Here is a 19,974-nt window from a genome sequence, read left to right on the forward strand (position 1 = left end):
GAATTTCATCTGATGATGCGGCGGACCAGCGCAAGAGACAGCGGGCAAGGAAGTCCGTATAATGCGCAGCCAATCATTAGCAAGCCGGAGATTACCCATGCGTCCAGCAGGCCGTAGCGCACAACAGGTGCGTCCAGTCACATTGACCCGCAATTACACCAAACACGCAGAGGGTTCCGTTCTGGTGGAATTCGGTGAAACCAAAGTGCTCTGCACTGCCTCCGTAGACGAAGGGGTTCCGCGTTTCCTTAAAGGCCAGGGCCAGGGCTGGATTACCGCCGAATATGGCATGCTACCGCGTTCAACCCACAGCCGCATGGCGCGTGAAGCCGCAAAAGGCAAGCAGGGCGGACGTACGCTGGAGATTCAGCGTCTGATCGCCCGTTCACTGCGCGCCGCGGTGGATTTGAAAGCGCTGGGTGAATTTACCATTACGCTCGACTGTGACGTGATCCAGGCCGATGGCGGCACGCGCACCGCATCAATCACCGGAGCCTGCGTGGCGCTGGCCGATGCGCTGAACAAGCTGGTCGCCAGCGGCAAGCTGAAAGCTAACCCGATGAAAGGGATGGTGGCGGCAATTTCGGTCGGCATCGTTAAGGGCGAAGCGCTGTGCGATCTGGAATACGTTGAAGACTCTGCAGCAGAAACCGACATGAACGTGGTGATGATGGAAGATGGCCGCATGATCGAGGTGCAGGGCACTGCCGAAGGCGAGCCGTTCAGCCATGAAGAGCTGCTGACGCTACTGGCGCTGGCACGCGGCGGAATTGAAGAGTTAATTCAGGCGCAGAAAGCAGCGCTGGAAAATTGATGTAACAGGCGACCACAGAGTCGCCTTTTCTTTATTTGAGGAGTGAGAAATGAAAGCCTGGCAGCGTCAGTTTATTGACTTCGCCCTGAACAAGCAGGTGCTGAAGTTCGGTGAGTTCACTTTAAAGTCCGGGCGTAAAAGCCCCTATTTCTTTAACGCCGGTCTGTTTAACAGTGGACGGGATTTAGCGCTGCTGGGACGCTTCTACGCGCAGGCACTGGTGGATGGCGGCGTCGATTTCGACCTGCTGTTCGGTCCGGCCTACAAAGGTATTCCGATTGCGACCACCACTGCGGTCGCACTCGCCGATCACCACGACCGCGATGTGCCTTACTGCTTTAACCGTAAAGAGGCCAAAGATCACGGCGAAGGCGGATTACTGGTTGGCAGTCCCCTGCAGGGCAAAGTGATGCTGGTGGATGATGTGATCACCGCGGGTACCGCGATTCGTGAGTCGATGGATATCATCGGTGCGCACAACGCGACGCTGGCTGGCGTGCTGGTTTCGCTTGATCGCCAGGAGCGTGGACGGGGTGACATGTCGGCGATTCAGGAAGTGGAACGTGATTATCGTTGCACCGTGACCGCAATCATTACGCTGGCTGATCTGATTGTGTGGCTGGAAGAGAAGCCTGAGATGGCGGATCATTTAGCCCAGGTGCGGGCGTATCAAAAAGCCTACGGCATTTAAACAGAAGGCGGGCGTGATGCCCGCCTTCCCGTTATACCATCTGGGCAGCAATCAGCGGCCAGCGAGCTTCAAAGTCTGCGGTCGGACTAAAGCGAAACTCCGAGCGGACATAACGCGACAGTAAACCTTCACAAAACGCCAGTAGCTGGCTCGCCAGCAGCGTCTCATCAGACTGAAAGCCTTCACCCTCACGCATTTTGCGCTCACGCATCACCTGGCGCAGCTGCACTTCAATCCGCTCAAACAGTTGATTGATGCGCCCCTGCAGGCGATCCTGCTCAAACATCAGCGCATGACCGGTCAGAATACGCGTCAGCCCCGGATTACGCTCACCAAATCCCAGAATCAATTGCACGATCAGACGCAGGCGCGTCATGGTCTCTTTCTCATCTTTCAGGATCAGATTGATGCGGGTAATCAGACTGTCTTCGATAAACTCAATCAGGCTGTCGAACATCCGTGTCTTACTGGGGAAGTGACGATAGAGCGCCGCTTCTGACACGCCGACCGTGGCTGCCAGTTTGGCAGTGGTAATCCGTTGACTGCCATCACCTGACTCCAGCATTTGCGCCAGCGCCTGCAAAATCTCTTCGCGACGATTTCGCTTCGCGACTTTTTTTTCTGCCATGACCTAAAAGACCCCTGAAATTCACCTTAAACAGGCAACACCTACGCATCTGCCACAAGCACACGTCTCATGGCGATGAGAAAAAATAATTGGCGTAAGTGAAAGTCGGTAGCGTTGGTTATTGACGGCCTGAGTGACCGAAGCCGCCTTCGCCGCGCAAGCTGGCGTCGAAGTCTTCCACCAGATTAAACTCGGCCTGCACCACCGGGACAAAAACCAGCTGTGCCATGCGGTCGCCCGGCTGCAGCGAGAAGCTTTCCTGGCCACGGTTCCATACTGAGACCATCAACTGTCCCTGATAGTCGGAGTCGATCAGTCCCACCAGATTACCCAGCACGATGCCGTGTTTATGGCCGAGGCCCGAGCGCGGCAGGATGACCGCAGCCAGATCAGGATCGGCAATGTGAATCGCCAGGCCGGTCGGAACCAGCGTGGTGGTGCCTGGTGCGATGTCGAGAACATCGTCGATGCAGGCGCGTAAATCTAACCCAGCGGAACCCGAGGTGGCGTAGGTCGGCAGCGGAAATTCTTTACCGACGCGCGCATCAAGGATTTTAACGTCTATTTTTTTCATCATAACGGCTGACAATCTCGTCTAATAATTGTTGGCCAAGGAGAGACTTATCGCTGAGCGGTAAGCGCTTTTCTCCATCCTGCCAAAAAAGGTGAAGAGCATTGGTGTCGCTATTGAACCCTTGTCCGGCTTTAGCAACGTCGTTAGCGCAGATCAGGTCCAGATTCTTGCGCACCCGTTTTTGCCGGGCGTATTCTTCCACATTCTGGGTTTCAGCAGCAAATCCAACCACGAAAGGCCGGTGCTCCTGTAACGCGGCGACGCCGGCAACAATATCGGGATTCTTTATCAGTTGCAGCGTGACGTTATCATCGCCGCCCTGTTTCTTGATTTTTTCGGCCGCAATGTCGACCGCCCGGTAGTCTGCCACGGCTGCGCTTGCAATGAAAATATGTTGTTTATCTATCTCGGCCATCACCGCCGCCTGCATTTCCAGCGCGCTGGTGACATCGACCCGTTTTACCCCCGCAGGCGCAGGCAGCGTCACCGGCCCGCTGACCAGCGTAACGGTGGCACCGCGTCGGGCCGCTGCGGCTGCGATAGCAAAACCCATTTTGCCGGAGCTGTGATTGGTGATGTAACGCACCGGGTCCAGTGCCTCGCGGGTGGGACCGGCGGTAATCATAATGTTGAGATGTTGCAGATCGTTGACGGGCGTGGCCCACTGTATTGCATGGTCGACGATTGCCAGCGGATCGAGCATCCGGCCCGGTCCGACGTCGCCACAGGCCTGGCTGCCGCTGTCAGGTCCCCAAATCAGTACGCCGCGCTGCTGCAGCGCCTGCAGATTTTGCTGGGTCACTGCCGCGCGATACATCTGTTGATTCATCGCCGGCACCACTGCCACCGGCGATGCGGTGGCCAGTACGGCGGTGGTGACCAGATCGTTGGCCATGCCGGCGGTAATTCGGGCAATCAGGTCGGCGGTTGCCGGGGCCAGCACAATTAAATCAGCCCATTTGGCCAGCTCAATATGCCCCATTGCCGCTTCTGCCGCCGGGTCGAGCAGATCGTTAAATACCGGATAACCGGAAACCGCCTGCAGGCTGAGCGGCGTAATAAACGCTTTAGCGCCGTCCGTCATCATCACGCGGACATCGGCACCGCGATCGCGCAGGCGCCGCACCAGCTCAGGTGCTTTGTAGGCGGCAATCCCGCCACTCACGCCAAGAAGAATTTTTTTACCGGCTAATCCCATCATGATGTTGGCCTCACTAAACTGTCTGCCGCCTGCCGCGGCGAATGCACGGACTTTATCACAAAAGCAGTGACGCGCCTTTTCACTGCCTGCGTTTGCGAGCCATCTCGTAAAAAGTCACGCTGCTGATGGTGGCGTTGCGCCAGATGGGTCACTCTGACGTTCGCCACAGGGAGAATGCAGATGAAAAGTATGGCACCGCGGGAGAAGCTAAAGCAGCAGGGCGCACAGGCGCTGAGTGACGTCGAGCTGCTGGCCCTGTTTCTGCGAACCGGCACGCCGGGACAGAACGTGATGGCGCTGGCGCAGCAGATCGTGCAGGAGTTTGGCTCGCTCTATCACATTATGACCGCCAGCAAAGCCGCTTTCAGCGGCATCAAGGGCGTCGGTGATGCCAAGCTGGCACAGCTGCACGCGATAGCGGAGCTGGCGAAGCGCTTTTTTGCCAGCCAGCTGGCCCGCGAAAGTGCGATGGAAAATCCTCAGGTCACGCGGCATTACCTGCAAAGTCTGTTAGCCCGTCAGGAGCGTGAGATCTTTATGGTGCTGTTTCTTGATAATCAGCACCGGGTGCTGGTGGCGCAAAAGATGTTTTCGGGTTCCATCAACAGCGTAGAGGTCCACCCGCGCGAGATCGTACGGGAGGCGCTTAAGGTCAATGCAGCCGCACTGATTCTGGCGCATAACCACCCTTCCGGGATGGCGGAACCGAGCCGGGCTGACCGCGATGTGACGCGAAAAGTCAGCGAAGCCTGCCAGTTGCTCGACATCCGTTTGCTCGATCATCTGGTGATAGGTCATGGCGAATATGTCTCGTTTGCTGAGCGAGGCTGGCTTTAACACAGCAAAAATTCGCGCCAGGTGGCGGCTTTTTACCCGATCATTCGGGATCTTTATCTGTTCGGGACTTGAGCACTTGGGCTGAGCGGCGTATACTACGCCACCTTTGAGAATCTCGGGTTTGGCGGTTAGGCCAGCTTAGCGGGTTCCATGGAACTCGCCTGGCGGGCTGCAAGCCTGACGAGGCGGCCAAAACCTAATTTTTAAAGCTCGAGCTGATTTGATTTTTGGAGAATAGACATGTCACGAGTCTGCCAGGTAACTGGAAAGCGTCCGGTGACCGGTAACAACCGTTCCCACGCAATGAACGCGACGAAACGCCGTTTCCTTCCGAACCTGCACTCACACCGTTTTTGGGTTGAGAGCGAGAAGCGCTTCGTTACTCTGCGTGTATCTGTAAAAGGTATGCGTATTATTGATAAAAAGGGCATTGATACGGTGTTAGCCGACATGCGTGCCCGTGGTGAGAAGTACTAAGAGTACTAAGGAACTGAATCATGGCTAAAGGTATTCGTGAGAAGATCAAGCTGGTTTCCTCTGCTGGTACAGGTCACTTCTATACCACCACGAAGAACAAACGTACTAAACCAGAGAAGCTGGAACTGAAAAAGTTCGATCCGGTTGTACGTCAGCATGTGATCTACAAAGAAGCTAAAATTAAGTAATTTTAGTGTTCTGCTAAAAACCCGGCTCCGGCCGGGTTTTTTGTTTGTGCAATCCGCTGAGGAGAGGTTATGCCAGAGTTGCCAGAGGTTGAAACCAGCCGTCGCGGTATCGAACCGCATTTGGTCGGTGAAACCATCCTTCACGCCGTGGTGCGTAATTCACGTCTGCGCTGGCCAGTTTCACAGGAGATCCTGTCGCTGAGCGATCAGCCGGTACTCAGCGTGCAGCGTCGGGCAAAATATCTGCTGCTGGAGCTGCCGCATGGCTGGATCATCATCCATCTCGGGATGTCCGGCAGTTTACGTGTGCTGCCAGAAGAGTTGCCGGCCGCCACCCATGACCATGTTGATTTAGTGATGAGCAATGGCAAAGTGCTGCGCTACACCGATCCGCGTCGCTTTGGCGCCTGGCTCTGGAGCAGCGATCTGGCCGGCAGCAGCGTGCTGGCGCATCTGGGACCGGAGCCGCTCAGCGACCAATTTGATGGCGCTTATCTGTTCGAAAAGTCGCGCGGCAGACGGACGCTGATTAAACAGTGGCTGATGGATAACAAAGTGGTGGTCGGCGTCGGCAATATTTACGCCAGCGAGTCGCTGTTTACTGCCGGGATCCTGCCCGATCGACCTGCCGGCAGTCTGTCGCAGTCAGAGGCCGGAGTGCTGGTCAATACTATCAAAGCGGTGTTACTGCGTTCCATCGAGCAGGGCGGAACCACGCTGCGTGACTTCTTACAGAGTGACGGTAAGCCGGGGTATTTTGCGCAGCAGCTGCAGGTTTATGGCCGGGCCGGGGAACCGTGCCGGGCATGTGGTACGCCGATTATCAGCGGCAGACACGGGCAACGCAGCACTTACTGGTGCCCGAATTGCCAGCACTAAGCTAATTTAGCCAGTAACGCCTGATAGACTGGCGCGGGCAGGAAGGCGGTAACATCGCCACCGTGACGCGCCACCTCTTTGACCAGCGAAGAGGAGACAAAAGAGAAGCCTTCCGACGGCATCAGAAACACGCTCTCCAGCGTCGGCAGCAGGTGACGATTCATGTGCGCCAGCTGCATTTCATATTCAAAGTCCGACACCGCGCGCAGTCCACGAACCAGCACGTTAGCCTGCTGAGAGCGGGCGAAATTTGCCATTAAATCGCTGAATCCGACCACCTCAACGTTAGGCAGATGTGCCACTACCTGGCTCGCCAACGCCACACGCTCGTCCAGACTGAACATCGGCTTCTTGCTGGGACTGGCGGCAATCGCCAGCACTACCCGATCAAACATCTGCGCGGCCCGCGTCACAATATCGAGATGTCCCAGCGTAATGGGATCGAAGGTGCCGGGATAAATGGCTTTAGTACTCATACTCGCCCTTTTGCCGATGCGTGCTTCAGCGCCCACAGCGCCGAATACTTGTTAAAGGTATATTGTGCGTTAACCACCGCCAGGATCCAGCCCTGTTTGCCATCCAGAAAGCCCGCGCGTAACAGCAGGGTTTTTACAAATGCACCCAGCGTATGGCTGAAGATAGAAAACAGGCCGCAGCGTTTACCGCGCTGATAACGTTCCGTCGCCCAGGCTTCGGCATACGCCAGTTGCTTGCGCTGAAAGGCGATCAAATCACGACAGGTCAGGTGTTGCAGGTCTCCCTTCAGTGCCACCACCGGCGCGTCTTCGGCGTTCAGCGATTCATGCACCAGGTTGTCATTGTAGTGCAACGTCGGGGGATAAAGCCGCATGACGCGGTCAGGATACCAGCCGCTGTGGCGCATAAAGCGGCCCAGAAACAGGTTGCTGCGGCCAAGGCTGTAAACCGTGCGGCTGGGTGGGGCGATCAATACCTGCTCAATGGCGGCGCGCAGCTCTGGCGTCACGCGCTCATCGGCATCGATCATCAAAATCATGTCGCCGCTGGCGTAACGCTGCGCGCGCTGGCGTTGTATGCCGTAACCCTGCCAGTTATCGCTGCGAAACACCTGCGCGCCCGCCTGGGTGGCAATTTCCACGCTGTTATCTTCGCTACCGGAATCCAGCAGGATAATCTCATCGGCCCAGCTGACGGAGGCCAGACAGTCAGGCAGCAGTTCCGCTTCGTTTTTGGCGATCATCACCACTGAAAGACGTTGGCGTGTTGGCATCAGTGGGCCCGTGGCGGTAAATGGGGTTCGAGTAACTGCAGCAGACGTTGCAGCGCGCCCTGGTTCTGATGCAGCACGTCCACCGCGTGGCGTCCGTAATAACGACGATAGTCATCATCCTGCAACAGGTTGGTGACCTCTTTTTCCAGCGAAATCACGTCGGTGACGGTAATCAGGCCCTGGCCCTGTTGCAGTTTGCTGCAGATATCTTTGAAGTTCCAGGTGTGCGGCCCCATCAGAACCGGAATCGCATGTGCAGCAGGCTCCAGTGGGTTATGTCCGCCCCGTTCAACCAGGCTGCCACCGACAAATGCCAGATCGGCAATACCGTACAGCAGCATCAGTTCACCCATCGAGTCACCAATCACCACCTGAGTCGAGCCAGAAGGGATCTCACCGCTGCTGCGCAGGATAAAGCTGAAGTTACGCTGCTGGGTCAGTTCGCGCGCATCGTTGAAACGTTCGGGATGGCGGGGAACCAGAATCAGCAGTAAATCCGGGAAGGATTGCAGCAGTCGGCGATGCGCATCGAGCACGATCGCCTCTTCGCCTTCATGGGTGCTGGTGGCAATCCACACCGGACGCCGCGGTGCCCACTGACGGCGCAGCGTGACGGCTCTGGCCGCCAGCTCTGGCGTCACTGAGATATCAAATTTCAGGCTGCCGGTAATCGCCAGTTGCGAGCGCTTCAGGCCCAGCTCAAGGAACCGGTCGCCATCTTCACTATTCTGCGCCGCAATCAGCGTGATGCTCTGCAGCAGCTGGCGCATGAATTTGCCCAGCTTGCGGTAGCCTTTTGCCGAACGCGCCGAAAGACGGGCGTTGGCGATCACCAGCGGAATATTGCGCTGATGCAGAATGCGGATGATATTGGGCCACAGCTCGGTTTCCATGATGATCACCAGCCGTGGGTTGACCGTATCGAGGAAACGATTAATCGAGCCTGGCAGGTCATAAGGCAGATAAACGTGATGCACATCTTTGCCAAACGCCGATTGCGCCCGCTCTGAACCGGTTGGTGTCATGGTGGTGACGGTAATCGGCAGGGTAGGATAACGATGACGCAACGCACGCACCAGGGGGATCGCCGCCAGCGTTTCGCCGACCGACACCGAGTGCAGCACAATACCGTCTGGCTTAACTTTGCCGACACAATAGCCATAGCGCTCTGCCCAGCGTTTGCGATAGGCCGGCGCTTTACGACCGCGCAGCCACAGGCGCAGCCAAATCAGTGGCTGAATAAGATAGAGCAGTGCGGTGTAAATGGTCGTCATAGTTACCGTTACGACACGTTCGCGTCTAAAACCAGATTAAAATCAGATGGCGGCATGTTATCAGAAACCCTGCATCCACTCATCCCACATTGTCAGTTGCTTCGCAGCACCTGTTGATACAGCGAAGTCAGCGAGCTGGCCAGTCGCTGCGGCCCATAAGGTTCAATTCTGCGCCGTGCCGCTTCGCCCATGCGTGAGTCGACTGAAAGCGACGGTATCGCCTGAATCGCCTGATTCAGTCCATTGATATCCAGCGCATCACAGACGAAACCTTCCTGACCGGCAGTAATAAATTCCGCGCCGCCGCAGCCGGTGCTGGTAATTACCGGCAGGCCACAGGCCATCGCCTCCAGCACCACATTCGGGAAAGGATCGTAGAGCGTGGGCAGCAGTAAACCATCGGCCGCATGATAGAACGGCTGCACATCCTGCTGTACGCCGACAAAACGCAGGCGATCCAGACAGTTAAGCTGATTCGCCAGCTGCTGATAGCGCTGCAGCTGTTTATCCTGACCGACCACAATCAGATAGCGATCGCTGCCGGCCAGCGCTTCAATCGCCGCTTTCAGCCCTTTACGCTCAAAACCAGATCCAACATAGATCAGCACAGTCGCGCTATCGGGCAGCGATAACTGCTGACGGGTCGCGTGGCGGGTGGCGTCAGTTGCGGGCTGAAAACGGCTGCTGTCGATGGCGTTATGGATGACGTGGATTTTTTCGGCACCGAGTGAGAAGCAGCGCAGGATGTCGCGTTTTACCATCTCAGAGTTACAAATGACCGCTTTCAGCGTGGGCGAATTAAACATCTCCGCTTCCGCCTGCAGCACATAGCGATGGTAAGGGCTGAGGCTGGCGCTCAGGCGCTGCCAGGACGAAACGATACGCGCACGCTGTTCCAGCCAGACGCGGTGGACACCATCGCCGGCCCGAAAAATATCACAACCGGCGATGCGCTCATGGCTTTGCACAATGTCGAATTTTTCCCGTTCCCAGCAGGCGCGGGCCGCACGGGCAAATCCACGTTCGCGAGAGACCCGTCCCAGTTTAGGTGGGTTACAGATGTGCAGGTGCCAGTCAGGATTCGGCGTGCCCTGCCAGCTGCGCGTGATGATGTTGAGATCCAGCTGTTCGCTGCCCAGCGCTTCCAGCGCTCGCGAGATAAAACGCTCAGCACCGCCATCAGGCCGGTATTTCTGCCGGACAATCGCCAGCCGTAACTTACTCATTCAGATAGCTCCTTGCCGCCGCGACCACATCCTTAACCGGGATGGCAGACAGATAACGCTGGTCAGTTTTGGTATCAATCGAGTCCGGTGACGGCAGCGGACCATAATCGCCCGCCCAGATGACGTGATTATTGTCGCCCCACGGCCGCCAGTGCTGCAGCTTGGTCGGGCCAAATAGCGCAATACAGGGTGTGTTCAGCGCGGCCGCCATATGCATCGGGGCGGAGTCGACGCCAATAAACAGCCTGGCATGATCGATCAGCGCCGCCAGCTGCGGCAGTGTGAACTGGCCTGCTAATGACACCACATACGGCGAGGTGCACAGGGCCTGAATGCGCTCGATCATCGCCAGTTCGTGTTTATCCGGTCCGGCGGTCAGCACCACCGGACGTTCTGGCTGCGCCAGCTGGTCGATGGTGGCGGCAACGCTCTCCTCTTCCCAGCATTTAAAGCCCCAGCGGGAGGTCGGCTGCACCACGATAAACGGCGAGGCGATCTGCTTCTCCGCCAGTCTGGCGAGCACGTGTTGACGATCGGCTTCGCTGTAGTGCATCGAAACCCGCGCGCCCTCGCTGCTGATGCCGAGCGGGGCCAGCGCGGACATATTCTGCTCCACGGTATGCAGTTTGCTGTGATTGAGAGTGGGCACCAGCTGGTTATGGCACAGCCGCCAGAACAGGTTGTCGCGCTTTTTAAACGCGAAGCCGATGCGTATCGGCGCGGCGGAGAGCAGGGTGATCAGGGCGGCACGCCATTGATCGGCCAGATTAATCACCAGGTCGTAATGGCAACCCCGTACCGCACGAATCAAGGCATATTCATGGCCCAGCTTGCGCCAGCCACCTTGCTGCTTCCACTTACGGTCAATCACGTGCAGATGGCGGATATCCGGATGCGCTTCCAGCATCGGACGCGTTTCCTGATAAAGCAACACGTCGATACTGGCCTGCGGATAACGCTGGCGAAGGGCGTTGATCGCCGGCGTCGTCAGCAGCATGTCGCCATGATGGCGCAGCTTGATGAGCAATATATTTTGCGGAGAGACGTTTGCTGGAATCGGACTGGCCATAAACAATTGTTCTCAAATTTTAGTGAACCGATTGTAGGGCAAACCCTTTTTAGGATAAAGCCAGCCTCAAGGGTTATTTGTAACGCCAGCGATAGAGACGACTCAGCCACAGCAGTAGCTGATACCACTGCTTAATCCCGCGGGCATTGCGTAGCATTCGGCGATGCGTCTGGCTGGCAAACAGGTCGGCGATAATCGCCCGGCGTGCGTCACTATCCGGCTCCCGACGTACGCTATGACAGACGCTGAGCGCTTCATGCGTCACCTGATAATGGAAAGATGGATAGATTTTTACCTTGCCGCGGTAGCGATGATTCAGCGCTTCCAGCATAGCGGCAATCTTCAGATAGTGACGCTGGTATTCGACATTACGCTGGCCGGTGCGCTTGCGGTTGCTGATTGAGGCGTCATGCATGTAGTAGCGGTACAGCACCGCATCGGTATAGCGCACGCGTTTCGCCAGCAACATGAATTCAGTGGTCCACGGAATGTCCTGATGGTGCAGCCCTGGCTCAAACAGCAACTGATGCTGTTCAATCAGCGCACGACGGTAAATGCCCAGCCAGACCACATGCATGTAGCGGTGGGTTTTTAACGCGGTATTCAGCCAGTCGGGACCGCTCAGTACGCCGGTACTGCGCAGGCGGTCCAGCGGAATCAGCGGCTTCACCCGCTGGCTATGTTTGAAATACCATTCGGCATTGCACTGTGCCGCATCCAGATCGTCCTGTTCCGCCAGCGTCACCAGCGTCTGGTACATTTCCGGTTGCATGGTGTCATCAGCATCCGGAAAGGTGACATATTTCCCCTGCGCGATCGCCAGGCCAGCATTACGCGCGCGTGAGACGCCGCCGTTTTCCTGATGAATGACCCGAACGTGGGAGTGATGTTGGGCGTAATAGTCGGCGCGCTCACCGGAACCGTCGGTTGAACCGTCATCGACAATGATGATCTCCAGAGACGTCAGCGTTTGCGCCAGCAGCGACTGCATGAATTCATCAAACATGCTGCCCGCGTTGTACATAGGCGTAATGATACTCAACAGGGGAAGGGCACTCATGACAACGTTTGCACCTGTGCAGAGTGAAAAGCGAAAGGGGTTTGCCTCATCATCATAAACCAGGTCCAGGCCAGCAAAATAAAATAGGGTGACTGATGATTATAAAACTGACTCTGGCCCAGGCTGAAGTAAATCACCGGAATTGTTAACAAAAACGCACGCAGAGTCCCTTTTTCCTGAAGCGGTATGCCTGAAACGTGGAATAGCGAACGCCCGTCACGCCACAGATACGTCAGGTGACACAACCGGTAGCAAAAATTGTCCGCGCCGCGCTAACCGAAAAACTTGTGTCGGACATAGTTCATCATCCAGCTGACGCTTTCCGCATATTGCTTCTGATACCACTTAATCCGGGCGAAGCGCTTCATCTCTTTATAATGCTGCGGTAAATCCAGTGACTGAGCGGCCCACGGCGATCGCTGATAGTAGTCGTAATAGAGCAACGAAAGATCGCTACCGCCCCAGGCATGCCAGGGTTTGCATTTACCGGTGTAGTGAATCATCACGGTATCGTTCGGAACCTGGAAGCGGTGCCAAACCTTGTTCGCGATGATGTCGTAAATGTGGTTGTAACGCTCCGGCAGGATCAGTACTTCATCTTCCAGCACAATGTTCAACGCATCCTGATCGGGAAAACCAAACTCCGCTCCGCGGGTGACGAGCACCTCGGTAATGCGGGCCGTGGTCTGACGCGCCATCCAGCGTGGAATATTGATCAGCATAAAGCCGGAGTTGAAGTAGTTGTTGCCCTTGAGACCGAGCTTCGGACACTGATTCTGACGCGCCCGTGGCGTGTCGTTACAGGCACACAGCGTGTAATCGGCAATATCCAGGGTGAATAACGGCGAATAGTCACCCACCACCAGCGTATCGGCGTCGATGTAGATCACCCGATCGCTGAAGCGCGCCACGGTTTCGGGGATCAAAAAACGATAATGGATGCTTTTTGGATAGCGTCCGACCGCCGGCAACTGATCGACCCAGGCACTGTTGAAAATGTGTAGCGTAATCGCCAGCCGATGACCGGCCGCCAGCGAGCGTAATTTTTCGACATCCTGCTCGCTTAGCGAGTCTGAAAAGATATGAGCGTGGAAAGCGGTATCAGGATGATGGCTGAGTAGTGAAAATAACGTAATGCCCAGACCACGCGCGTAGGCGTGGTTGATGCCAAAGGCAACGTGCACGGGATTTGCATCCGTATCAGAGAGCGTGTTGACCAGGAGCTTACTTTGCTGAACAGCATCAGCAACAGGGGTAATTGCCATTACGCTTCACTATTCCAGGTTATGAGTAATAAACGCTTGTATTCTAGTCAGTTTATCGTGATCCAGCCCAAATAATTTTTCAGCGGGCTGATCAAAGCGAAAACGCGTGGCAAAAACGAATGTCGACGCAGCAACATTATCGGGCCCGATAAACAGCACATTGTTGACCGGACGCTGTTCCCTGACTTCACAAGGGCCATAAAGCATGATCACCGGTATCTGTTGCGCATCGGCAATGTAGGCATTGCCGGAGTCAGATGAGATATAGAAATCCATCTGCGCGATGGCCCAGGGCACCTCTTCTAGTTTTAGCTCACCAATCAGGCTCACGATATTTTCTTTCGGGCCGGTTAAGCTCAGCAATTCATCCAGCCACGGCTGTTCAGCAGGCGGCCCGAACACATAAAAGGTACAGGGCAGGTCGGCCAGCGCTTCCATCAGCTGCTGCCAGACACTGGCGGGAATAGTTTTCGCCCGGTTGCCAGCGGAAATACTGATGCCGATTTTAATGCCTTCACGCGGAGTCAGCAGCGCAGCGGGCGGCGCGGGCGGCTGCCATAGCGGCGAGGTGGCGTGCTTAGGAAAATCGGTATAGCGGTACTCGCGATTAATCAGTTTCAGGTAGCTGTCGAGGGTTAAATCGGTTTTAGCATGATCCACAATGCCGCTGGCGCTGCGATAGAACACCGCGTGGTAGGACTTACGCACATAGGTGCGCAGAAACTGTTTGTTCGGCGCGTTACACAGCGATGCAAAAAAGAGGTTTACGCTGTTGGGCTGCACCAGATAAACATTGTCGTAGCGGTTCATCAGGGTGAACGCCAGTTTAAGCTTGGCAAAGAAGCTGCGCTTCGCCTCTTCGATCAGAAAATAGTGGCTGACGGTATCATCATGGCGCACCAGCGGTTCTACCGCCTTACTGATCAGCAATTCGGACTGACCCAGCGCGCGCAGCATCGGTGTGATATTAATGAAATCACCGATTTTTGCCGTCTGGATGATTAGATTGCGCCCGGTCGGCCGGTAAAACAGCCGCATCAGCGTGCGAAACGGCACCAGCAGCAGATAGATCAACACATAGTTCATGGCCTGTTTTCCGTAATAACGGCCTGCAGTTTCTCTGCCACCGCGTCGGCAGTCAGCTCCGCCAGATTATGATTCGGGGCGCTCAGCGCCTGTTGATTCTGACCGTAACCGCCGATCAGGCCTGGGTCGGTCGGGCCATACAGCGTCAGGTTAGGGCGATCCAGCGCGGCGGTCAGGTGGCTTAATCCGGTATCGACTGACACTACCGCACGCGCGCCAGCCAGCTGCCGGGCAATCGCCTCCAGCGTCAGTTTCGGCAGCACATCGACGTGGTCAAATCCTTCAGCCAGGCGCTGCGCACGCTGGTGCTCATGTTCTGCGCCCCACGGCAACTTAACCCGCAATCCGCTCGGTTGCACCCGTTCAATCAGCTGTCGCCAGTGCGACTCTGGCCAGTGCTTATTGTCACGCGTCGTGGCGTGCAGAAACACCAGATAGTGCTGGGCATCGGCAGGCAGGTGATGCAGGAAATGTCCGGCAATCGCATAGTCGCCCTGGCCGTGCGGTTTCTCATAGCCGAGACTTTTAGCAAACAGTTCGCGCGTCCGCTCGACGGCGTGCTGTTGCTTGCTGACCTCGTGCCGCACGTCATACCACCAGCTGGCAAACGGTTCACGGGCGCTGCGGCTATCCTGGCCATGCTTAACGCCTTTTGACAACCGCGTCACCAGGGCCGCGCTTTTGATCAGCCCCTGCGCATCAATCACAATATCGTACTGACGTGACTGTAACGCGCGCTTAAACAGCACGCGCTCTTCACGTTGCTGGCTGCCAAACCAGTGTTTGCGCCAGCGGCGGATCGCTACCGGCAGCACCTTATCCACCGCAGGATGCCAGCCGGGGATCTGGGCAAAGTTCTCTTCCACCACCCAGTCAAAACGGATGCCAGGAATAGCGTGCATCGCATCGGTCAGCGCTGGCAGCGAATGCAGCACGTCGCCCATTGAGGAGGTTTTAACGATCAGGACGTGCATGGCACCTCCTGCGGCGCGTCGAGTAATTCGGTAAGGGTCTGATGCACGCGCTCAGGTTGAATGTCGATCAGGCTCTGATGATATCCCTGTTCGGCATCGCCTTTGCGTACTTTGTGATAGCCGCTAATCAGGCGAATAACCCGCGCCTGGCGAGCCAGCGGTGGCGTAAAGTCGGGGCTGCTTGGCCCATAGAGCGCGACCAGCGGACGGTCCAGCGCGGCGGCGATATGCATCAGGCCGGAGTCGTTACTGACCACTGCCCGGCACTGCGCCAGCAGTATTACCGCCTGCTCCAGCTGGGTTTCACCGGCCAGATTACGGCAGTGAACGCGGGCTTCTTGCGGCAGTGCGGCGATAATCTCCTCACCGGTCGGCCGATCTTTTGCCGAGCCAAACAGCACAATCTGGAATCCTTCTGCGATCAGCTGTCGCGCCAGCGCAGCATAGTGATAGTGCGGCCAGCGTTTTGCCGGACCAAATTCGGCGCCGGGACAAAAACCGATGATCGGACGCGTCGCCGACAGCTGAAACTGCGCGGCGGTTTCAATTTTCTCCTGCTCTCCGACCTGCAGCTTCGGCCACAGCAGCGGTTGCGGCAGCTGCTGCGCCGACGCGACCGGCGTGTCATAGGCCAGCGCGACGTAGCGTTCGACCATCAGCGGGAAAGCGGCTTTATCCAGCACCCGCAGATCGTTCAGCAAGCCATAGCGCATTTCGCCGCGCCAGCCGACGCGACGTTTGATCCCGGCGAAGAACGGCACCAGCGCCGACTTAAACGAATTCGGCAGCACATAGGCGCGGTCATAGTGGCTGGCGCGCAACGTCTTGCCTAACCGGCGACGCTCGCCAATTTCCAGCGCACCATGGCCAAGCGGCATCGCCAGCGCCTGATTCACTTCCGGCATGCGTGACAACAGGGGACGACACCAGGCCGGTGCCATCACATCAATCACCGCATCGGGATGCTCGGCCTTGAGCGTGCGATAGAGACTTTGCGACATCATCATATCGCCGACCCACGACGGGCCGATTACCAGAATTTTCATCGCCGGAGCAGCTTCCTTTATGCGTTACGGTTAAGCCAGGCCATATATTCAGCGACGCCCTGCGCCACGGTTTTGAACGGCTTGTCATAGCCTGCGGCACGCAGCCGGGTCAGATCGGCCTGGGTATATGCCTGATAGCGTCCTTTGAGTTTTTCCGGGAACGGAATGTACTCAATCTGGCCTTTCTGATGGAATTTCAGTACCGCATCTGCCACTTCCTGGAAGGATTCTGCGCGGCCGGTACCACAGTTATAAATGCCGGAGACGCCGTTCTCCCAGCACCACAGGTTCACTGCGGCCACATCATCCACGTGGATGAAATCGCGTTTGAAACCGTCGCTGCCTTCAAACAGTTTTGGATTTTCATCGTTGCTGATTTGGGTGTTGAGATGGAAAGCGACGCTCGCCATGCTGCCTTTGTGGCCTTCACGCGGTCCGTAGACGTTAAAGTAGCGGAAACCACACACCGGAGAGTTCGCTTCCGGCAGCATCTGACGGACGTAGTGATCGAACAGCATCTTCGAGTAGCCGTAGACGTTAAGCGGCTGCTCATACTGGCGCTCTTCAATGAAATTTTCGTTGCGGCCGCCATAGGTGGCTGCTGAAGAGGCATAAAGGAACGGGATCTCGCGCTCAAGACAGAAGTGCAGCAGCTCTTTGGAGTACTGATAGTTGTTCTCCATCATGTACTTGCCATCCCACTCGGTGGTGGAGGAGCAGGCACCCTGATGAAACACCGCTTCGATCGGGCCTAAATCATCGCCCGCCATCACGCTCATCAGGAACTCTTCTTTGTCCATGTAATCGACGATATCCAGGTCGACTAAGTTGGCAAACTTGGTGCCATCCTTCAGATTATCCACCACCAGAATGTCGGTGTGACCGCGATCGTTCAGCGCTTTGACGATGTTGCTGCCAATCATTCCTGCGCCGCCAGTTACGATAATCATGTTGTTACCTTCAACGTTGTGGGGTGAAACAGGAGGTTTCACACACGAATACTTCACATCATAACATTTCATCAGGGTGCAGACAGCCAGATGACTCTGTAACGATTTGTGCGGTATCCGCCATGGCGTGAACTATGCTGCAAAAATGACATTCTGTTGGGTGATTTATCGTGGTCAGGCTCGCTGTTCAGTAAGATGTGCCAAATTTTTGCCATCTGAGGAGAGCAATAATGCCCGCGCAATTTTATCAACAACTTCGTCAGCAACTCGATACTGCCCGTCAGGAAGGCCTGTTTAAACAGGAGCGGATTATCACATCTGCCCAGCAGACGGAAATCGCCGTCGGCAGCAATCCGGCGGTGATCAACTTCTGCGCCAACAACTATCTGGGGCTGGCTAACCATCCCGCCCTGATTCAGGCGGCAAAAGAGGGGATGGACTCGCACGGATTTGGCATGGCATCAGTGCGCTTCATCTGCGGCACCCAGGATAGCCATAAGCTGCTGGAAAAACGGCTGGCGGAATTTCTGGGAATGGAAGATGCGATCCTCTACTCCTCCTGTTTCGACGCCAATGGCGGACTGTTTGAAACTCTGTTTGATGCGCAGGACGCCATCATTTCTGACGCCCTGAATCATGCCTCGATCATTGACGGTGTCCGGCTGTGTAAAGCGCAGCGCTATCGTTACGCCAATAACGATATGGGACAGCTGCGGGCGCGTTTACAGGAGGCGCGTGCTAACGGTGCTCGTCACATTGTGATCGCGACCGATGGCGTGTTCTCAATGGATGGTGTGATTGCTAACCTGCCGGCGATCTGCGATCTGGCCGATGAATTCTCCGCGCTGGTAATGGTGGATGATTCGCATGCGGTGGGTTTTGTGGGCAATGCCGGGCGCGGGACCCATGAGTATTGTGAGGTGATGGGCCGTGTCGACATCATCACCGGCACGCTGGGAAAAGCACTGGGCGGCGCATCAGGCGGTTACACCGCGGCGAAAGCGGAAATGGTCGAGTGGCTGCGTCAGCGTTCGCGTCCTTATCTGTTTTCCAACTCACTGGCACCTGCAATTGTTGCCGCCTCTCTGCGGGTGCTTGATCTGCTGAGCGAAGGCGACGGCCTGCGTCAGCGGCTGTGGGATAACGCCCGCTTCTTCCGTGAGCAGATGACTGCGGCAGGCTTTACCCTGGCCGGTGCCGATCACGCCATTATCCCGGTGATGCTGGGCGAAGCCAGCGTGGCGCAGGAGTTTGCCCGCCTGCTGCAGCAGGAAGGCATCTACGTCACCGGCTTCTTCTATCCGGTGGTGCCCAAAGGTCAGGCGCGCATTCGCACCCAGATTTCTGCTGCCCATACTCAGCAGCAACTGGAACGCGCGGTCGCGGCCTTTACCCGAATCGGCAAACAACTGGGCGTTATCGCCTGAGGAAATGACCATGAAAGCACTCGCCAAACTGAAAAAAGAAGCGGGCATCTGGATGGTGACTGATGCGCCTGTTCCTGAGCCGGGCCATAACGACCTGCTGATAAAAATCCGTAAAACGGCCATCTGCGGGACCGACGTACACATCTACAACTGGGATGACTGGTCGCGAAAAACGATCCCGGTGCCGATGATTGTTGGCCATGAATATGTGGGTGAAGTGGTGGCGGTCGGCCAGGAGGTCAAAGGTTTTTCTATTGGCGATCGGGTGTCAGGCGAAGGCCACATCACCTGCGGCCACTGCCGCAACTGCCGTGCCGGACGCACCCATCTGTGCCGCAATACCATCGGGGTGGGCGTTAACCGTCAGGGCTGTTTTGCCGAATATCTGGTGATCCCGGCATTCAATGCATTCAAAATTCCTGACAACATTTCCGATGAGCTGGCGGCGATTTTTGACCCGTTCGGGAATGCGGTACATACCGCGCTGTCGTTTGATCTGGTCGGTGAGGACGTGCTGATCTCCGGAGCCGGTCCTATCGGCATTATGGCGGCGGCGGTCTGTCGTCACGTTGGCGCGCGCAATGTGGTGATCACCGACATTAATGAATACCGACTGGCGCTGGCGCAGAAAATGGGCGTTACCCGGGCGGTTAATGTGGCAAAAGAAGATCTGCGTGAGGTGATGCATTCGCTGGGGATGACCGAGGGATTTGATGTCGGGCTGGAAATGTCGGGCGCGCCGCCGGCTTTCCGCACGCTGCTTGAGGTGATGAATCACGGTGGGCGGATAGCGCTGCTGGGTATCCCACCGGGTGAGATGGCGATCGACTGGAACCTGGTGATTTTTAAAGGTCTGTTTATTAAGGGGATCTACGGTCGCGAGATGTTTGAAACCTGGTATAAAATGGCGGCGCTGATCCAGTCGGGGCTCGACTTAACGCCGATTATTACCCATCGCTATGCGATTGATGATTTTCAGCAGGGCTTTGATGAGATGCGTTCCGGACGCTCCGGCAAAGTGATCCTCAACTGGGATTAAAGATAAAGCGGCCGTTGCGC

General features: G+C 56.3%; 22 protein-coding genes. 8 read left to right on the forward strand and 14 right to left on the reverse strand.

Going from position 1 to position 19,974, the window contains the following annotated elements:
- Positions 1–97 precede the first annotated feature (97 nt).
- Both rph and pyrE read left to right on the forward strand, forming a co-directional pair.
- On the forward strand, positions 98–814 hold the full coding sequence (gene rph, locus ACLIBF_RS00595; protein ID WP_031375152.1) for a ribonuclease PH: 717 nt from the start codon (positions 98–100) through the stop codon (positions 812–814).
- A 49-nt stretch (positions 815–863) separates the two neighbouring features.
- Positions 864–1,505 (forward strand): orotate phosphoribosyltransferase, encoded by a 642-nt coding sequence (gene pyrE, locus ACLIBF_RS00600; protein WP_046289512.1) that lies wholly within the window; start codon positions 864–866, stop codon positions 1,503–1,505.
- 31 nt (positions 1,506–1,536) lie between these two features.
- On the opposite strand, the gene slmA is transcribed toward pyrE, so the two are convergent.
- From slmA to coaBC, 3 genes are all read right to left on the reverse strand, one after another.
- Positions 1,537–2,133, reverse strand: a complete 597-nt coding sequence (gene slmA, locus ACLIBF_RS00605; RefSeq protein ID WP_031375150.1) for a nucleoid occlusion factor SlmA — start codon at positions 2,131–2,133, stop codon at positions 1,537–1,539.
- 118 nt (positions 2,134–2,251) lie between these two features.
- A complete protein-coding gene (gene dut, locus ACLIBF_RS00610; RefSeq protein ID WP_031375149.1) occupies positions 2,252–2,710 on the reverse strand; it encodes a dUTP diphosphatase in 459 nt (152 codons plus the stop codon).
- Complete coding sequence (gene coaBC / locus ACLIBF_RS00615) at positions 2,688–3,908, reverse strand: bifunctional phosphopantothenoylcysteine decarboxylase/phosphopantothenate--cysteine ligase CoaBC (protein WP_279810180.1); 1,221 nt, start codon at positions 3,906–3,908, stop codon at positions 2,688–2,690. The genes dut and coaBC overlap by 23 nt, the downstream gene beginning before the upstream one ends.
- Before the next feature lie 180 nt (positions 3,909–4,088).
- On the opposite strand from coaBC, the gene radC reads away from it, so the two are divergent.
- The 4 genes from radC (at position 4,089) to mutM (ending at position 6,289) form a co-directional block, all read left to right on the forward strand.
- Positions 4,089–4,745 (forward strand): RadC family protein, encoded by a 657-nt coding sequence (gene radC / locus ACLIBF_RS00620; RefSeq protein ID WP_031375148.1) that lies wholly within the window; start codon positions 4,089–4,091, stop codon positions 4,743–4,745.
- 240 nt (positions 4,746–4,985) lie between these two features.
- Positions 4,986–5,222, forward strand: coding sequence for a 50S ribosomal protein L28 (rpmB, locus tag ACLIBF_RS00625; protein WP_006121249.1), 237 nt, complete (start codon positions 4,986–4,988; stop codon positions 5,220–5,222).
- Positions 5,223–5,242: 20 nt separating this feature from the next.
- Positions 5,243–5,410: a 50S ribosomal protein L33 gene (gene rpmG, locus ACLIBF_RS00630; RefSeq protein ID WP_001051798.1), complete on the forward strand. Its 168-nt coding sequence runs from the start codon at positions 5,243–5,245 to the stop codon at positions 5,408–5,410.
- A gap of 69 nt (positions 5,411–5,479) precedes the next feature.
- Complete coding sequence (mutM, locus tag ACLIBF_RS00635) at positions 5,480–6,289, forward strand: bifunctional DNA-formamidopyrimidine glycosylase/DNA-(apurinic or apyrimidinic site) lyase (protein WP_031375147.1); 810 nt, start codon at positions 5,480–5,482, stop codon at positions 6,287–6,289.
- On the opposite strand, the gene coaD is transcribed toward mutM, so the two are convergent.
- From coaD to rfaD, 11 genes are all read right to left on the reverse strand, one after another.
- Positions 6,286–6,765: a pantetheine-phosphate adenylyltransferase gene (gene coaD, locus ACLIBF_RS00640; protein WP_031375146.1), complete on the reverse strand. Its 480-nt coding sequence runs from the start codon at positions 6,763–6,765 to the stop codon at positions 6,286–6,288. The genes mutM and coaD overlap by 4 nt on opposite strands.
- Entirely contained in the window at positions 6,762–7,538 is a 777-nt protein-coding gene (locus ACLIBF_RS00645; protein WP_448309130.1) for a glycosyltransferase family 2 protein, read from the reverse strand. Before ACLIBF_RS00645 ends, coaD begins: the two co-directional genes overlap by 4 nt.
- The gene (waaA, locus tag ACLIBF_RS00650) at positions 7,538–8,812 is read right to left on the reverse strand and encodes a lipid IV(A) 3-deoxy-D-manno-octulosonic acid transferase (protein WP_031375144.1); all 1,275 of its coding nucleotides are present in this window, start codon (positions 8,810–8,812) and stop codon (positions 7,538–7,540) included. The genes ACLIBF_RS00645 and waaA overlap by 1 nt, the downstream gene beginning before the upstream one ends.
- A 92-nt stretch (positions 8,813–8,904) precedes the next feature.
- Positions 8,905–10,038 (reverse strand): glycosyltransferase family 4 protein, encoded by a 1,134-nt coding sequence (locus ACLIBF_RS00655; protein ID WP_279810181.1) that lies wholly within the window; start codon positions 10,036–10,038, stop codon positions 8,905–8,907.
- Positions 10,031–11,107 carry a putative lipopolysaccharide heptosyltransferase III gene (rfaQ, locus tag ACLIBF_RS00660; protein ID WP_031375142.1) on the reverse strand — a complete coding sequence of 359 codons (1,077 nt, stop codon included), beginning with the start codon at positions 11,105–11,107 and terminating at the stop codon, positions 10,031–10,033. Before rfaQ ends, ACLIBF_RS00655 begins: the two co-directional genes overlap by 8 nt.
- Positions 11,108–11,180: 73 nt before the next feature.
- A complete protein-coding gene (locus ACLIBF_RS00665) occupies positions 11,181–12,230 on the reverse strand; it encodes a glycosyltransferase (RefSeq protein ID WP_069729260.1) in 1,050 nt (349 codons plus the stop codon).
- A gap of 209 nt (positions 12,231–12,439) precedes the next feature.
- The gene (locus ACLIBF_RS00670) at positions 12,440–13,432 is read right to left on the reverse strand and encodes a glycosyltransferase family 8 protein (RefSeq protein ID WP_031375140.1); all 993 of its coding nucleotides are present in this window, start codon (positions 13,430–13,432) and stop codon (positions 12,440–12,442) included.
- A gap of 9 nt (positions 13,433–13,441) precedes the next feature.
- The gene (locus ACLIBF_RS00675; RefSeq protein WP_069729261.1) at positions 13,442–14,518 is read right to left on the reverse strand and encodes a glycosyltransferase family 9 protein; all 1,077 of its coding nucleotides are present in this window, start codon (positions 14,516–14,518) and stop codon (positions 13,442–13,444) included.
- Positions 14,515–15,492, reverse strand: a complete 978-nt coding sequence (gene rfaC / locus ACLIBF_RS00680) for a lipopolysaccharide heptosyltransferase RfaC (protein ID WP_069729262.1) — start codon at positions 15,490–15,492, stop codon at positions 14,515–14,517. The genes ACLIBF_RS00675 and rfaC overlap by 4 nt, the downstream gene beginning before the upstream one ends.
- The gene (gene rfaF / locus ACLIBF_RS00685; RefSeq protein ID WP_069729263.1) at positions 15,480–16,538 is read right to left on the reverse strand and encodes an ADP-heptose--LPS heptosyltransferase RfaF; all 1,059 of its coding nucleotides are present in this window, start codon (positions 16,536–16,538) and stop codon (positions 15,480–15,482) included. The genes rfaC and rfaF overlap by 13 nt, the downstream gene beginning before the upstream one ends.
- A gap of 17 nt (positions 16,539–16,555) precedes the next feature.
- Positions 16,556–17,488: an ADP-glyceromanno-heptose 6-epimerase gene (rfaD, locus tag ACLIBF_RS00690; RefSeq protein WP_031375590.1), complete on the reverse strand. Its 933-nt coding sequence runs from the start codon at positions 17,486–17,488 to the stop codon at positions 16,556–16,558.
- A gap of 230 nt (positions 17,489–17,718) precedes the next feature.
- Between rfaD and ACLIBF_RS00695 the strand changes: the two genes are divergently transcribed.
- Together ACLIBF_RS00695 and tdh are read left to right on the forward strand one after the other, a co-directional pair.
- The gene (locus tag ACLIBF_RS00695) at positions 17,719–18,915 is read left to right on the forward strand and encodes a glycine C-acetyltransferase (protein WP_279810182.1); all 1,197 of its coding nucleotides are present in this window, start codon (positions 17,719–17,721) and stop codon (positions 18,913–18,915) included.
- Positions 18,916–18,925: 10 nt separating this feature from the next.
- Positions 18,926–19,954: an L-threonine 3-dehydrogenase gene (gene tdh, locus ACLIBF_RS00700; protein ID WP_069729266.1), complete on the forward strand. Its 1,029-nt coding sequence runs from the start codon at positions 18,926–18,928 to the stop codon at positions 19,952–19,954.
- The last annotated feature ends 20 nt before the right edge of the window (positions 19,955–19,974 follow it).

Source organism: Pantoea sp. PGP6 (assembly GCF_053474785.1).